The following is a 13,316-nucleotide window of genomic DNA, read 5'->3' as shown; positions in this document are numbered from 1 at the left end:
CATCGCTCGGCGCCCGGGTGCGCCCGGGGTACCTACCCGCGTGACATCGCCTCGTCCGCGCGGCGTTCGAACTCCGACTGCGGGAGCAGCCCCGAGATCAACTCGCCCGCGATGAGCCAACTGGGCGTCGCCCGCACGCCGAACTGAGCGCCCAGCGACTCGGCCTCGGCAAGGGACGCCGATGCGGTGCCGTCGGCCAGCGCGGCGCGGAGGGCGTCGTGATCGATGCCGACCTCGTTCGCGTGCCACTCGATCACCGCGATGTCGCCGAGGTCCTCGCCGAGCACGAAACGCGCGGTGAACAGCCCTCTGTTGAAGTCGGGTGACGCGTCGGGACGGCGCAGGCGAACCCACTCCGCCGCGGCCAGCGCCGTCCGGGTGTCGGGCAGCCGGGCCGGCCAGATCAACGGCAGGCCGACATCGGCCGCCTCACGTTCGAGTCCCCTGTACATCGGCCCGACACGCGGCCCCGCCTCGATTCCCCCGGACGGGATTTCGGGATGGATCTGGAAGGGCAGGTGGACGACGTCCAGCCCGCGTCCTTCGAGGATGTCGTTCCGCTACTGGGCCACGTAACAGAACGGGCAGATGAAGTCGAACCAGTGCAGGACGGTCGTAGGTGCCAGCATGTCGGCCCCGCGCCCCCGCCTGCCGGCCTCGGTGTCCATTTGTTGATCCCCCCGAACATGAATGTTTCGTTACAATATAGAAATGTAACGTAAGGTCGGGCATGCCCCAACTCACCCCTCACCATTACGATCACTGGCTGTAACCGTCCGGTAGGCTGAGGTGACGAGTCGTCATCTGCGAGGTGATCCATGGTTCGAGCACGACGGCCGCAGGGCGAACGAGCCGGCGACGGGACGGCCGAGACCGACCGGGCGCAGCTCGGAGGCCGCCCTCGGGACGCGGCCATCGACGAGGCCATCATCCTGGCCACGCGCGAGCGGCTGGTAAGCGACGGCTACTCGAGGATGACGATCGGTGACATCGTCGCCGACGCCAAGGTGACCAGGCCGACGCTCTATCGACGCTGGAGCAACAAGTTCGACCTGGTGGTCGACGCGCTCGACTACGGCTTCCGCAAGCAGCGCGACATGTACACCGTCGACCTGTCGGAGCTGGCGCCTCGCGACGCGCTCGTGGAGGCCGTCCGCCGACTCGACCCCGCCTACTTCAACCCCGACGCCATGGTGCTGATGGGCAACTTCGCCGGCGAGGCGAACCGCACCCCGGAACTGCTGGAGATCCTGCGCAAGCACGCCGTCGAGCCCCGCGTCGCCATGGTGGAGGAGGTGCTGAGGCAGTTGCAGGAACGCCGCGCGGTCGACGCCGGCATCGACACCCGCATCATCGCGATGATGTGCTTCGGCAGCTACTTCGCCTCGTTCTACGCCGGAGAGCCGAGGGCGGAGATCCCCGAACGCGTCGTGGCGGTGCTGTGGCCCGCCGTCGCCTCCCCTGGACGGTCCGGCTGAGATCGATGACGTCTGTGACGGTCGAGAACGATCTCGTCTTCGCCACCGCCGGCGGGACCGAACTCGGGCTGGACCTGTACCGCGCGCCGCAGCCCGGCGCGCCTGTGGTCATGTACGTCCACGGCGGCGGCTGGCGGCATGGCGACAAGGCGGACGGGAGCGCCGAGCGGCTGGCGCCGATGGCCGCGTACGGCGTGACGGTGGCGTCGGTGAACTACCGGCTGGTGCCAGGCGCGGTCTTTCCCGACCAGTTGCACGACCTCAAGGGGGCGGTCCGCTGGCTGCGGGCCCACGGTGCGGACCTGGGCCTGGCCACCGCGCGGATCGGCGTCTGGGGTGCGTCGGCAGGGGCCTATCTCGGCTCCCTGCTGGCCCTGACCCCGGGAGACGCGGACTTCGAGGGCACGGTCGGCGGCAACCTGGATCAGTCCAGCGCGGTGCAGGCCGCCGTCCATTGGTTCGGTCAGTCCGATCTGCTGGTGTCCGGCTCCCGCAGCGAACTCGAAGCCCGCATCCTGCCGTTCGCGTTCGAGGCGGATCTGCTCGGCGTGCCCGATGTCGCCGACGTCGCCGATCGCGCCCGGGAGCTGAGCCTGCCGTCACGCGTCCGTCCGCAGGCGCCGCCCTTCCTGATCGCACACGGCGATCGGGACCGGGTGATCCCGCCCTCGGAAGGCGAGGCCCTGCATCGCGCACTGAGCCGAGCCGGGGCGAACACCCGCTTCGACCTGCTGGGCGGCGCCGGCCACGAGGGAGCGGAGTTCGATCGCCCCGACTCGCTCGCGATGACGGCGGCATGGCTGCGCGCTGTGCTGTGCTGACGCCGCCGTCGGCCGCGCCGCCCAAGATCGTGGCTCTGGCCGCACGGCTGTGCAAGAGAGCGGCGCCTCGACAGATGGGGGGAGAGGGTCCGCAGGAAACCACCCTTCTAGATTGGTTTCATTGCATAATCACTCGTTCTTCGGTCAGGAGTATCGCGACATGGATTCCACGAGCTCCCACTCGGGCGCGGAACCGGCGGACCCCGCGACGAAGCAGATCATCCTTGATCTCCTCAAACGGGCCGCGGCCGCGCACGGCGTCTACGAGGCGGAAGCCCTCGGCGGACGGTACGACGAGGACTGGCCGCAGTGGTACGCCGACCACATGGCTCGCACGCTCGCCGAGGGCGGCTACCGTATCGTCGGGCTCTCGGGTTGATCGTCCGCCGCACCCGTGTGGCGGACGACCCGACGCCGTGGCGCGGCGTCTTCTGACGATCTCGCCCCGGCTCAGGGCGCGGCCGCACCGCTTCCGGCGGTGAGCACTCACAACAAAGGGATATGCCTGCGATGGATACGACCGACTTCGACCTCATCGTGCTGGGCGCGGGGCCTGTCGGCGAGAACGTGGCCGATCGAGCGGTACAGGGCGGGCTGACGGCGGTGATCGTCGAAAGCGAGCTCGTCGGGGGTGAGTGCTCCTACTGGGCGTGCATGCCCTCGAAGGCCCTGCTCCGCCCCGTTCAGGCGCTCCGCGCCGCCCGGCAGGTGCGGGGCGCCGCGGAAGCCGTCACCGGCGAACTCGACGTCCCGGCCGTTCTCGCCCGGCGGGACTACTTCGCGAACGACTGGTCCGACGCCGGCCAGGTGGGCTGGCTCGACAGTGCCGGCATCTCGCTGGTCCGGGGGCACGGCCGCATCTCCGGGCCGAAGGAGGTCACCGTCACAGCCGCCGACGGCACGGTCACGGTTCTGACGGCCAGGCACGCCGTCGCCGTGGCCACAGGCTCCGACGCGATGATCCCCGGCATCGAGGGGCTGCGCGAGGCGAGGCCGTGGACCAGCCGGGAGGCGACGAGCTCCAAGACCGTGCCCGAGAGCCTCGCGATCATCGGCGGCGGGGTCGTCGCCACGGAGATGGCGACCGCGTACGCCGCCTTCGGCGCCGCGGTCACCCTGATCGCCCGCGGCGGGCTCCTGACGAGCATGGAGCCGTTCGCCGGTGAACTCGTCGCGCAGGCGCTGCGCGAGCAGGGCGCCACGGTGCTGCTCAACACCGAGACGGCACGGGTGAGCCGCACCGGGAACGGGGTCGTCATCACGATCGCGGACGGTTCGACGATCGAGGCCGAAGAGGTGCTCGTCGCGACGGGCCGCAGCCCGCGGACCCGGGACCTGGGCCTGGAGACGATCGGGCTCACGCCCGGCGCGTGGCTGGAGGCCGACGACACGCTCCGCGTGCCGGGGCTGGACTGGCTGTACGCGGTCGGTGACGTCAACGGCCGCGCGCTGCTCACCCACCAGGGCAAGTACCAGGCGCGCGCCGCGGGCGACGTCATCGCCGCCCGGGTGAAGGGGGCTCCGGTCTCGGACGCCCCCTGGGGCGTCCATGCGGCGACCGCGGATCATCAGGCCGTGCCGCAGGTGACGTTCACCGAACCCGAGGTCGCCTCCGTCGGCCTGACCGCGGCGGCCGCGCGCGAGGCCGGTTACGAGATCCGCGTAGTCGACTACGAGATAGGCAACGTGTCGGGCGCGGGCCTGCGCGCCGACGACTACCGCGGTAGCGCCCGGATGGTGGTCGACGAGCGGCGCAAGGTCGTCCTGGGCGTGACCTTCGTCGGGCCGGATGTGGGCGATCTGCTCCACGCCGCCACCGTCGCCGTCGTCGCGGAGGTTCCGCTCGACCGGCTGTGGCACGCCGTTCCCTCGTATCCCACGGTCACTGAGATCTGGCTGCGCCTCCTCGAGGCGTACGGCCGGCCCGACGGTTCACCGCGGTGATCCGTCCGCGGGTGCCGGTTCCTGATCGCTCGCCTCGGCGGGCACGGAGAGACCGTCTCGCGCACGCAGGGTGACGGTGACCGCGAGTCCGCCCTCGGCGTTCGGCGCCGCCGTCACCGTGCCGTCGTGCGCGTGCACGATGGACCTGACGATGGCGAGGCCCAGACCGGTCGATCTGGAGCTCGCGGTGCGGTCGGACGTCAGCCGCTGGAACGGCTCGAACAGCCGGTCGACCTCGGCCGGGGGGACGGCGTCGCCGCTGTTGCGTACCGTGACGACAGCCTTCCCGTCGCGGCGACCGGTGCCCACGTGGATCCAGCCGCCCGGATGGTTGTGCCGGATCGCGTTGTCCACCAGGTTGCGTACCAGGCGATCGAGCAGCACCGGATCGCCGACGACCGGGGCGGAGCGCAGGTCGCTGGTCATCGACAGGCCGGCGCTCTCGGCTTCCTCGTCCGCCTCGCTCAGCGCCGTGGCCGCCGCGATCGCCAAGTCGTGCGGCTTGTCAGCGATGACGCCGCTGTCGCTGCGGGCCAGTGCCAGCAGGCCGTCCAGCAGGCGTTCGGCCCGGCCAGTGGCGGTCAGCATGCGGTGTGCCATGGCCTCCCACTGTTCGTGCGTGCTCTCCCGCTTGGCCAGCAGCACCTCGGCGCCGGTACGGACGATCGCGAGCGGGGTGCGCAGCTCGTGCGAGGCGTCGGCGACGAACCTTCGCTGGCTGTTGAAGGAGGCCTCCAGCCTGGCCACCATCTCGTCGAAGGTGTCGGCCAGTTCCTTGAGCTCGTCGCGCGGCCCGGTGAGCGCGACGCGCTCGTCCAACCGGTCCTGGGAGATCCGCCGGGTGGCGGCGGTGAGCGTTCGCAGCGGCCGGAGCATACGGCCGGTGACGACCCAGGAGACACCAAGCCCCACCATCGCTGTGATCCCCAGCGCGATCGCCGAGGTTCCGGCGGTGTTGAGCAGCGTCTCGGCACGCAACCGGGCGATCTCGGCATCATCGCGGTGCATTGCCATGACCTTCGGGTCGCCTGCGGGCTGATCGATGAAAGCCGACTTCACCTCATCCGGGGTCGGGCCATGGATGTTCCTGTAGAGGCTCTGGTACAGCAGCGCGTAGTTGAGCCCGAGGAGCGCCGCGCAGGTCGCCACGAGCACGACCGAATACACGAGGGTCAGCCGCAGCCGGATCGACGGGTGCTTCCACCGCGGCCTCACAGCCGGTACCCCGCGCCGATGACGGTCTCGATCAGCGGCGGGTCGCCGAGCTTGCGGCGCATCCGGGCGAGGGTGACCCGGACGGTGGCGGTGAACGGATCCGCGTGCTCGTCCCATGCCCGTTCCAGCAGATCCTCGGCGCTGACCACGGCGCCGTCGGCGCCCATCAGGATCTCCAGCACGGCCAGCTCCTTCGTGGTCAGCGGGATGACGCGGCCGTCGCGGGTCACGACGCGTCGCGCGGTGTCGAAGGTCAGACCGGCGCGCCGCAGGACCCGCGGAGCGTTGTCGACCCGGCGGGCCAGCGCGCGGATCCGCAACACCAGCTCCTCGAAGACGAACGGCTTGGGCAGGTAGTCGTCGGCGCCGAGAACCAGGCCGGCGACCCGGTCCGCCGCCTCCCCTGCCGCGGTGAGCATGAGGATCCGCGCGCCGCCACCGTTCGCGGCCAGCGCGGAGCACACGTGGTCGCCGTGCAGGAGCGGCAGGTCGCGGTCGAGCACGACCACGTCATACCGGTTCGCGCCCGCCTTGTGCAGGCCGTCGACCCCGTCGGCCGCGAGGTCCACGGCGATGCCGTGGTCCCGCAGCCCGTCGGCGACCTGCTCGGCCAGCAGGACCTCGTCCTCGATCAGTAGCACTCGCACCCTGACATCCTCCCTGCTTCAGCAGTTTCGGCGGCCATGCATTACACCGGCGTTACAGGCGCTGTGACGGAGCCGTTGCGGGCCCGCTGCTCCACTGGACCCATCGGACCGGAGGAGACCGCTGATGAGAAAGAGATTCCTGGCCGGCTGCCTGTTACCACTCGTGCTGGTCACGGCGGCCGCCTGCTCGAAATCGAACGACGGCAAGGGCGTGGCCTCGGTGGGCGGCACCGCCACCCCCAGCGTGACGCAGAGTGTCAGCCGACTGGATCAATTGATCAGGTACACGCACTGCATGCGGGAGCACGGCGTGCCGATGACGGACCCGGAGGTCGACGGCGACACCGTCAGACAAGGGCGCGCCGACAAGGGGGCCGCCGGAGACAAACTGTTCCCGGCGGAGGACGCGTGCAAGCAGTACCGCCCTCCCCAGGAGGTCGGCCCCGTGATGGATCTGAAGAAAGAGCTGGCGCTCAAGGAGTCGCGGTGCATGCGGGAGCACGGGGTGGAGAACTTCCCCGACCCGGGGCCCGACGGCACCCGAGTCCCCTCGGAGGTCGGGGCCGACCCGGACTTCATGGACGCGAGGGAGACGTGCCGCGCGCAGACGGTTGCGGAGTTCGCGTCGCGCGCGCCGAGCCCTGGAGCCACACGGTGATGACGACCCGGCAGACGATGCTGGACACCGACGCCCGAGGCCAACGCGGTGCACACATGGTCGCAGTGGAAGAGCGGCAGATCTCGGTCGAGCACGACCACGTCGTCGGCAAATCGCCGATGAGAAAGAGATTCCTGGTCGTCTGCCTGTTACCACTATTGCTGGTCATGGCGGCCGCCTGCTCGAAATCGGACGACGGCAGGGGCGTCGCCTCGATGGACGGCTCCGCCGCACCGAGCGCGACGCCGAGCCTCAGCGAGCTGGAGCAAGGAATCAGGTACGCGCGGTGCATGCGGGAGCACGGCGTACCGATGCCCGACCCGCAGGTCGTCAACGGCGACGTCCGGATGGGGGGCGGGTTCAACAAGGACACGCTGGACCCGGACGTGGGGGCCAGGGCACAAGAGGCGTGCAAGCAGTACGAGCCGGTCGTATCCGCCGGCCTGGCCGCGGTGAAGGCGGAGTTGGCCCGCGAGGAGTCGCGGTGCATGCGGGAGCACGGGGTGGAGGACTTCCCCGACCCTGACGCCGAAGCCCATGTCGACGTCTCCGAGCAGGTCCGCAAGGATCCGCAGTACGACCAGGCGAAAGCCTTCTGCAGGGAGTACATCCGGTCGTACCGCCCGAGCGCGGAAGCGACGCCGAGATGACCAGCCGATCTGGAGCGCGCCGGCGTGGCCGCGCCGGCGCGGTGGCCGGTACGGTCGTGCTCGCTGCGGGGGCGGCGACCGCCGCAGCGGTCGGGTTCGGCGGGGGCGGCATGGATACGCCGACCGCGGCGGACCTGCCACCGGACACCGCGCAGGTCACTCGGCAGACGATGTCGGACACCGACGAGGTGCCAGGGGATCTCGGCTACAGCGCCGAGGCCACGCTGGCCGGTCGGATCGCGGGTGTCGTCACCAAGGTGCCGCTGGCGGGTGACGTCGTCCGCCGGGGCCGGCCGATCTACCGGGTGGACAACCGGCCGGTGGTGCTTATGTACGGCGCCGTGGCCGCGTACCGGACGCTCGCCCCGGGGGTCACCGGCGCGGACGTACGGCAGCTTGAAGAGAACCTGAAGGCCCTCGGCTACGGCGGGTTCACGGTGGACAACACGTACACGGCACTCACCGCGACCGCGGTGAGGCGCTGGCAGAAGGATCTGCGCCTGTCGCAGACCGGCCAGGTCGAGCAGGGACGAGTGCTGTTCGCGCCGGGCAAGATCCGGGTCGACAGTGTCACGACCGGGGTGAACCAGTCCACCGGCGGCGGGCAGGAGGTGTTGCGGTACACCGGGACCGGCCGCCAGATCACGGTCCAACTGGAGGTGGCCAAGCAACGGCTGGCCCGCAAAGGCGTGAAGGTGCAGGTCCAGATGCCCGACGGTAAGAAGGTGGCCGGCCGGGTGAAACGGGTCTACACGGTGGTCGAGCAGCCGACCGACCCGGGCAGCCAGGCCGAGACCAGAATCGAGGCCATCGTCTCCCTGGACGACCCCGCCGCGGCCACGGGGATCGAGGCGGCCGTGGTCAACGTGGTCTTCACCGCGGCCGAGCGCAAGGACGTGCTCACCGTGCCCGTCGCGGCGCTGGTGGCGCTGGCCGAGGGCGGCTACGGCGTCGAGGTCGTCGAGGGATCCACCACGCGCTACATCAAAGTGGAGACCGGCCTGTTCGCGAACGGCCGGGTCGAGATCACCGGCGACGGGCTGAACGAGGGCATGACCGTGGGGACGCCGCAATGATCGAACTGACCGACGTGACGAAGGTGTATCCCGGTGACGTGCACGCGCTCGCCGGCGTCACCCTGACCATCGGCGCCGGCGAACTGGTCGCGGTGGCCGGCCCGTCCGGCTCGGGCAAATCCACCATGCTGCACATGCTGGGGACGCTCGACCGGCCCACCTCCGGCCGGGTGATGGTCGACGGCCACGACGTGTCGCGGTTGTCCGACCGGCAGTTGTCGGCACTGCGCGCGAGCCGGATCGGCTTCGTGTTCCAGCAGTTCCACCTGGCCACCGGCCTACCGGCGCTGGACAACGTGGCCGACGGCCTGCTCTACGCCGGGGTCGGACTGAGCGAGCGGCGGCGGCGGGCCGAGGCGACACTGGAGCGGGTCGGACTCGGGCACCGGCTCGACCACGAGCCGCACGAGCTGTCCGGCGGCGAGAAGCAGCGGGTCGCGATCGCCCGGGCGGTGATCGGCGATCCCGCGCTGCTGCTCGCCGACGAGCCGACCGGCAACCTCGACTCCACCTCGGGCGACGGCGTCATCTCCGTGCTGCGGGAGCTCAACGCCGCCGGTACCACGGTGGTGGTCATCACCCATGACCGGGAGGTCGCAGCGGGGCTCGACCGGCAGGTGCTCATGCGTGACGGCCGGGTGGTCGGCGACAGCGCGATCACGCCGCAGGTGGCCGGGGTGACCCAATGATGACCGCGCACCAGGGCCGACCCCGGCTCTCGCCCGCCCGCATGGCCCCGCGTGACGTGGTCCGGGTCGGCGCGGCGGGCCTGCGCACCCGGCCGACCCGGGCGCTGCTCTCCGCGCTTGGCATCGCGATCGGCATCGCCGCGATGGTCGCGGTCGTCGGCATCTCGTCCTCCTCTCGCGCGGAGCTGGACCGTCAGCTCGCCGCGTTCGGCACGAACCTGCTCACCGTCTCCCCCGGACAGACCATCGGGGGCCAGGACGCGCAGCTGCCCGCCGAGGCCGAGGCGATGATCGCGCGGATCGGCCCGGTCACCGCCGTCTCGGCGACCGGGGCGATCCACAACGCCAAGGTGTATCGCTCGGACAGGATCCCCAAGGTGGAGACCAACGGGCTGTCCGTGCTGGCGGCCCGGGTGAGCCTGCCGCAGACCGTCGGCGCGACCCTGCGCAGCGGCGCCTGGTTGAACGGTGTCACCGGCCGGTACCCGGCTGCGGTGCTAGGCGCGTCGGCGGCGGAGAGGCTCGGCATCGGCCGGCCCAGCCCGCAAGCGGAGATCCTGGTCGGCGGCGAACGGTTCACCGTGATCGGCGTGCTCGACGAGGTCGCACTCGCGCCCGAGTTGGACTCGGCCGTCCTGATCGGCTGGGAGATCGCCGCCGACGCGTTCCGCTTCGACGGGCGGGCGACGACCGTCTACACCCGGTCGCGGGACAGTCAGGTCGAGGCCGTACGCGCAGTCTTGGCCGCCACCGCCAACCCGGAGTCACCTGGTGATGTCCAGGTGTCCCGTCCCTCGGACGTCCTGGCCGCGCGCCGAGCGGCCGATGCCACCCTGAACGGCTTGCTGCTCGGACTGGGCGCGGTAGCGCTGCTGGTGGGCGGCATCGGAGTGGCCAACACGATGGTGATCTCGGTCTTGGAGCGCCGGGCCGAGATCGGGCTACGCCGTTCGCTCGGCGCCACCCGGGGGCAGATCCGGGTGCAGTTCCTCGCGGAGTCGCTGCTGCTGTCGATGCTCGGTGGGGTGGGCGGGGTACTGCTGGGCATCGCCGTCACCACCGGATACGCCTCCCACCAGAGCTGGCCGGCGGTCGTGCCGGTGTGGGCGACGGCAGGTGCCCTCGGTGCCACCCTGCTCATCGGCGGACTCGCCGGACTCTATCCGGCGATCCGGGCGGCCCGGCTGTCTCCGACCGAAGCGCTGGCGACGCCGTGACGATGCCTCGGCGCCGCCCGCCGCGGACCGGGCGCCGTCAGCCGAGGACCAGCGCGTACTCCACCTGGTCGATCGGGTTGCCGTCGCCGAAGTCATGGCCGCGGACCGCGCCTGACTCGGTGAAGCCGCTCTTGGCGTAGAAGCGGCGTGACTGAGGCGTGTCGCGGAGCGTCCACAGATGGACCTGCCTGAAGCCGTTCTCGCGCATCGTCTCCAGGGACGCGGCCATCAGGATGCCCGCGATCCCGCTGCCCCAGCCGTCCGGGTGCCCGTAGAAGCCGAAGATCTCCGCTGACTCCGGCCTGGTGGGGGAGGAGCCGAAGTAGGAGAAGGCGAGCGGCCGGTCGTCCTGCGCGGCCAGCATGGCGGTGGCCTCGCCCCGGGCGAGGACGTCATGCCACTTGCCGCGGCGCCGCCTCACCGCCTCCGCGAAGAACTCCGGGGAGAAGAAGCCCATATAGGCGGCCTTCCACGACTCCGCGTGGATCTCGCCCACCACGTCTCCGTCGCCGGCATGAGCGGGGTACACGGTGAAGTCTCTGGTCACAAGGTCACGTTACCGGTCGACCATGACTATTTCCGGCGAGCACCACCAGCTCAACGAGCGTGATCAACGGGGCGCCCCTGGCCGCAAGATCCCCACCACGCGACCGAGTGCGCCGCCGTCACCTCGAAGTCGTGTGCGCCTTGGATCTGGGGCCACGTCTCGAACGGGCTGTGGCGCATCACTCCAGTTCTTCCTGGTCGGACGGCGTGAAGGCTGCGGGACGATCGAGGTCGGCCGTGATTGCAGCGGGCGCCGGCTCCAGCTTTAGCGGCGACCACGTCCCGCAGGTCGTTGTCGAACCACCACTCGATTCAGACGAGCACCCGCAGCTTCGCCTCCTCGCCGGTGCAGGCGTCGATTGAGACGAACGACTAACGGTGCTCTCGGTCCTCCTCAGGCACACGACGGTGCCAAACCATCCGCCCAATTCGAGCGTGGTTCACCCCTCATTCGCTGAGGCCAGCGAGCATCACGCACCGCGAGGGCGCGGGGATCGCCGCCATTTGATCCTCGGTCAGCAGATCGCAGAAAGGGACGGACGCATCCCGGCAGGAGGTGTAATGCGGCCAGGGGCGCGCCCGGCGCGCCCCTGGGCATGAGGCGTCAGCTCGTCAGCAGGACGAGGATGACGAGGAACACAAAGTAAGAGGCGACGACCACGCCGACCATCGCGAGGACCTTCAGCGGCGTCGCGAACTGCTTCCGCGCTATGGCTAGGTTGGCGAAGAGAGCCGCCGCTCCGATGACTCCGCCGAGCGCGCCACCGAGCCCTGCCAACACGAGCGGGAGAAGCGACAGCACCAACTGCCACCAACTGAGCCCACGGAACTTGGCCCAACGGTCCCTGGGGCCAACCTGTTGTCCGGCGCCTGGGATTTGCTGCATGGGGGGTCCTTTCCTTACCGGTATGAGGGGTCCGAGGACCCTAGCAGGACATGTCGCGTAGTGGTGGGGATGGTGAGGGCTCCGTCGCACGTCCCCGTGCAGGCCGTCAGCGTCGCTCGGTACCACGAGCCCGCCCATGAAGCGGGCTCGATGGACCAGACCAGGTAGCCGAGCCGGCACGCGACCGTGATCCGGCCGCCCTGTCCGCGCCGCACCAGCGGGCGGTCAGCGGCGCACACGCGGTCTCAGCCGCCGGCGGCGACGAGCGGGTCTTCCAGAAGCCGTTCGAAGGCGAGCTCGGCGGCGCCCATCAGGGAGGCGTCGTCGCCGAGCAGCGGGGTGCGCAACCGGACGTGTTCCCGGCCGGGCAGCGCCATGGTGCTCAGCCGGCTGTGGACCTGGGCGGAGCCCGCGAGATACAGCTCGCTCAGCGTGCCGCCGAACACCACCGCGTTCGGATTGAAGATGTTCACCAGGTTGACCACGCCGAACCCGAGCCAGTCCGCGACGTGCCGGATGGCTGCGCCGGCCGCCTGGTCGCCGCGTCCCGCCGCGTCCATGACGGCGAGTACGGCGTCGCGGCCGGTGGCGCCCGCCTGCCCGGCGCGCTGGAGCAGGGCCTGCTCCCCGATCTCCGTCTCCCAGCACCCCCGGGAACCGCAGCCGCAGGCGCGGCCGTGCGGGTTGACGACCATGTGCCCGGCCTCTCCGCCGTGGCCGCCGTGTCCGGTCACCGGCCGGCCTCCGGCGATGATGCCGCTGCCGATGCCCACGTCGCCGTGGAGGTAGATGACGTCGTCGAAGGGCGCGGCCGCGCCGCGGACGTGCTCGCCCAGGGCGCCGACGTCGGCCGCGTTCGCGACGACGAGGGCGTGGTCGTGGCCGAGTTCGGAGCCGAGGGCCTCGCCGACCGGGTCGGCCACCCGGCCGACGGGCGAGCTGATCCGCACCGTGCCGTCCGCGCCGCGCACGGTGCCGGTGACGGCCACCCCGCCTCCGACGCAGGAGGAGCCGGCGGGCACGGCCCGCCGCATGTCCCGCACGAGATCGGTCAGCGGGCCGATGGTCTCGAGGATCTGCAGGCCGCGCGGGCGGTGCGCGGTGCGGCTGTCCAGGACCCTCCCGCCGAGGCCCACCCGCGCGGCCCGCAGGCGGTCGACCTCGATGCTCAGCGCGTACGCGTACACCCGGGACGATCGGGGCCGCACGACCAGCGACGGCCGGCCGGCACGGCCGGTCTTCGGAGGGGTCTCCTCACGGATCAGGCCGGCTGCGGCCAGGTCGGCGGTGAGGGCGCCGATGGTGCTGCGATTGAGCCCGAGGCGGTCGGTCAGTTCAGCCCGGGAGGTGGCGCCGTGGATGTGCACGTACCGGAGCAGCGCGCCCAGGTTCCGGCGGCGGACCTCCTCCTGACTGGGAGCGGCGATCGTCAGCATCCGGGACGCGCCCAGCTCTCGCCGGGCCTGCGGCGCCCTTGATGTGAAATCGC

16 protein-coding genes are annotated in these 13,316 nt (G+C 70.9%); 9 read left to right on the top strand and 7 right to left on the bottom strand.

From position 1 onward, the window contains the following. Positions 1-32: 32 nt before the first annotated feature. Positions 33-533, bottom strand: a complete 501-nt coding sequence (locus Pph01_RS03295; protein WP_275412797.1) for a DsbA family oxidoreductase — start codon at positions 531-533, stop codon at positions 33-35. A gap of 27 nt (positions 534-560) precedes the next feature. Beyond that, positions 561-668, bottom strand: coding sequence for a DsbA family protein (locus tag Pph01_RS42610; RefSeq protein ID WP_239116404.1), 108 nt, complete (start codon positions 666-668; stop codon positions 561-563). A 150-nt stretch (positions 669-818) separates the two neighbouring features. Between Pph01_RS42610 and Pph01_RS03290 the strand changes: the two genes are divergently transcribed. The 4 genes from Pph01_RS03290 (at position 819) to Pph01_RS03275 (ending at position 4,243) form a co-directional block, all read left to right on the top strand. Continuing rightward, positions 819-1,478, top strand: a complete 660-nt coding sequence (locus Pph01_RS03290) for a TetR/AcrR family transcriptional regulator (RefSeq protein WP_204071410.1) — start codon at positions 819-821, stop codon at positions 1,476-1,478. A gap of 5 nt (positions 1,479-1,483) precedes the next feature. Next, entirely contained in the window at positions 1,484-2,299 is an 816-nt protein-coding gene (locus Pph01_RS03285; RefSeq protein WP_204071409.1) for an alpha/beta hydrolase, read from the top strand. Between the two features lie 160 nt (positions 2,300-2,459). After that, positions 2,460-2,678, top strand: coding sequence for a hypothetical protein (locus Pph01_RS03280; protein ID WP_204071408.1), 219 nt, complete (start codon positions 2,460-2,462; stop codon positions 2,676-2,678). A 131-nt stretch (positions 2,679-2,809) separates the two neighbouring features. After that, positions 2,810-4,243, top strand: coding sequence for a dihydrolipoyl dehydrogenase family protein (locus Pph01_RS03275; protein WP_204071407.1), 1,434 nt, complete (start codon positions 2,810-2,812; stop codon positions 4,241-4,243). Here the strand turns inward: Pph01_RS03275 and Pph01_RS03270 are convergent. Together Pph01_RS03270 and Pph01_RS03265 are read right to left on the bottom strand one after the other, a co-directional pair. Next, a complete protein-coding gene (locus Pph01_RS03270) occupies positions 4,232-5,458 on the bottom strand; it encodes a sensor histidine kinase (RefSeq protein WP_204071406.1) in 1,227 nt (408 codons plus the stop codon). The genes Pph01_RS03275 and Pph01_RS03270 overlap by 12 nt on opposite strands. Then, a complete protein-coding gene (locus Pph01_RS03265; protein WP_204071405.1) occupies positions 5,455-6,105 on the bottom strand; it encodes a response regulator transcription factor in 651 nt (216 codons plus the stop codon). Before Pph01_RS03265 ends, Pph01_RS03270 begins: the two co-directional genes overlap by 4 nt. A gap of 124 nt (positions 6,106-6,229) precedes the next feature. On the opposite strand from Pph01_RS03265, the gene Pph01_RS03260 reads away from it, so the two are divergent. The 5 genes from Pph01_RS03260 to Pph01_RS03240 are packed head-to-tail and all read left to right on the top strand — an operon-like array spanning position 6,230 to position 10,395. Continuing rightward, positions 6,230-6,763, top strand: coding sequence for a hypothetical protein (locus Pph01_RS03260; protein WP_204071404.1), 534 nt, complete (start codon positions 6,230-6,232; stop codon positions 6,761-6,763). A 56-nt stretch (positions 6,764-6,819) separates the two neighbouring features. After that, positions 6,820-7,413, top strand: coding sequence for a hypothetical protein (locus Pph01_RS03255; RefSeq protein ID WP_204071403.1), 594 nt, complete (start codon positions 6,820-6,822; stop codon positions 7,411-7,413). Then, positions 7,410-8,489: an efflux RND transporter periplasmic adaptor subunit gene (locus Pph01_RS03250; protein ID WP_204071402.1), complete on the top strand. Its 1,080-nt coding sequence runs from the start codon at positions 7,410-7,412 to the stop codon at positions 8,487-8,489. The genes Pph01_RS03255 and Pph01_RS03250 overlap by 4 nt, the downstream gene beginning before the upstream one ends. Next, positions 8,486-9,178, top strand: coding sequence for an ABC transporter ATP-binding protein (locus Pph01_RS03245; protein WP_204071401.1), 693 nt, complete (start codon positions 8,486-8,488; stop codon positions 9,176-9,178). Before Pph01_RS03250 ends, Pph01_RS03245 begins: the two co-directional genes overlap by 4 nt. Further along, the gene (locus Pph01_RS03240) at positions 9,175-10,395 is read left to right on the top strand and encodes an ABC transporter permease (protein WP_308441868.1); all 1,221 of its coding nucleotides are present in this window, start codon (positions 9,175-9,177) and stop codon (positions 10,393-10,395) included. The genes Pph01_RS03245 and Pph01_RS03240 overlap by 4 nt, the downstream gene beginning before the upstream one ends. A gap of 37 nt (positions 10,396-10,432) precedes the next feature. Here the strand turns inward: Pph01_RS03240 and Pph01_RS03235 are convergent, their stop codons facing one another. From Pph01_RS03235 to Pph01_RS03225, 3 genes are all read right to left on the bottom strand, one after another. After that, entirely contained in the window at positions 10,433-10,942 is a 510-nt protein-coding gene (locus Pph01_RS03235) for a GNAT family N-acetyltransferase (protein WP_239116403.1), read from the bottom strand. Positions 10,943-11,545: 603 nt separating this feature from the next. Next, entirely contained in the window at positions 11,546-11,827 is a 282-nt protein-coding gene (locus Pph01_RS03230; RefSeq protein WP_204071400.1) for a hypothetical protein, read from the bottom strand. A gap of 245 nt (positions 11,828-12,072) precedes the next feature. Then, positions 12,073-13,263, bottom strand: a complete 1,191-nt coding sequence (locus Pph01_RS03225; protein WP_204071399.1) for an ROK family transcriptional regulator — start codon at positions 13,261-13,263, stop codon at positions 12,073-12,075. Positions 13,264-13,316 lie beyond the last annotated feature (53 nt).

It is taken from the genome of Planotetraspora phitsanulokensis (assembly GCF_016863295.1).
GTDB lineage: Bacteria > Actinomycetota > Actinomycetes > Streptosporangiales > Streptosporangiaceae > Planotetraspora > Planotetraspora phitsanulokensis.
The sequence above is the reverse complement of the archived record's forward strand: the minus strand, read 5'-3'. Positions and strand labels throughout refer to the sequence as shown.

What these genes read in the sequence shown, in the direction of transcription:
- Pph01_RS03285 (WP_204071409.1), top strand. Translation starts at nt 1,484, where the DNA reads ATGACGTCTGTGACGGTCGAGAACGATCTCGTCTTCGCCACCGCCGGC.
- Pph01_RS03225 (WP_204071399.1), bottom strand. Translation starts at nt 13,263, where the DNA reads ATGCTGACGATCGCCGCTCCCAGTCAGGAGGAGGTCCGCCGCCGGAAC.
- Pph01_RS03255 (WP_204071403.1), top strand. Translation starts at nt 6,820, where the DNA reads ATGGTCGCAGTGGAAGAGCGGCAGATCTCGGTCGAGCACGACCACGTC.
- Pph01_RS03230 (WP_204071400.1), bottom strand. Translation starts at nt 11,827, where the DNA reads ATGCAGCAAATCCCAGGCGCCGGACAACAGGTTGGCCCCAGGGACCGT.
- Pph01_RS03250 (WP_204071402.1), top strand. Translation starts at nt 7,410, where the DNA reads ATGACCAGCCGATCTGGAGCGCGCCGGCGTGGCCGCGCCGGCGCGGTG.
- Pph01_RS03240 (WP_308441868.1), top strand. Translation starts at nt 9,175, where the DNA reads ATGATGACCGCGCACCAGGGCCGACCCCGGCTCTCGCCCGCCCGCATG.
- Pph01_RS42610 (WP_239116404.1), bottom strand. Translation starts at nt 668, where the DNA reads ATGGACACCGAGGCCGGCAGGCGGGGGCGCGGGGCCGACATGCTGGCA.
- Pph01_RS03290 (WP_204071410.1), top strand. Translation starts at nt 819, where the DNA reads ATGGTTCGAGCACGACGGCCGCAGGGCGAACGAGCCGGCGACGGGACG.
- Pph01_RS03260 (WP_204071404.1), top strand. Translation starts at nt 6,230, where the DNA reads ATGAGAAAGAGATTCCTGGCCGGCTGCCTGTTACCACTCGTGCTGGTC.
- Pph01_RS03280 (WP_204071408.1), top strand. Translation starts at nt 2,460, where the DNA reads ATGGATTCCACGAGCTCCCACTCGGGCGCGGAACCGGCGGACCCCGCG.
- Pph01_RS03275 (WP_204071407.1), top strand. Translation starts at nt 2,810, where the DNA reads ATGGATACGACCGACTTCGACCTCATCGTGCTGGGCGCGGGGCCTGTC.
- Pph01_RS03245 (WP_204071401.1), top strand. Translation starts at nt 8,486, where the DNA reads ATGATCGAACTGACCGACGTGACGAAGGTGTATCCCGGTGACGTGCAC.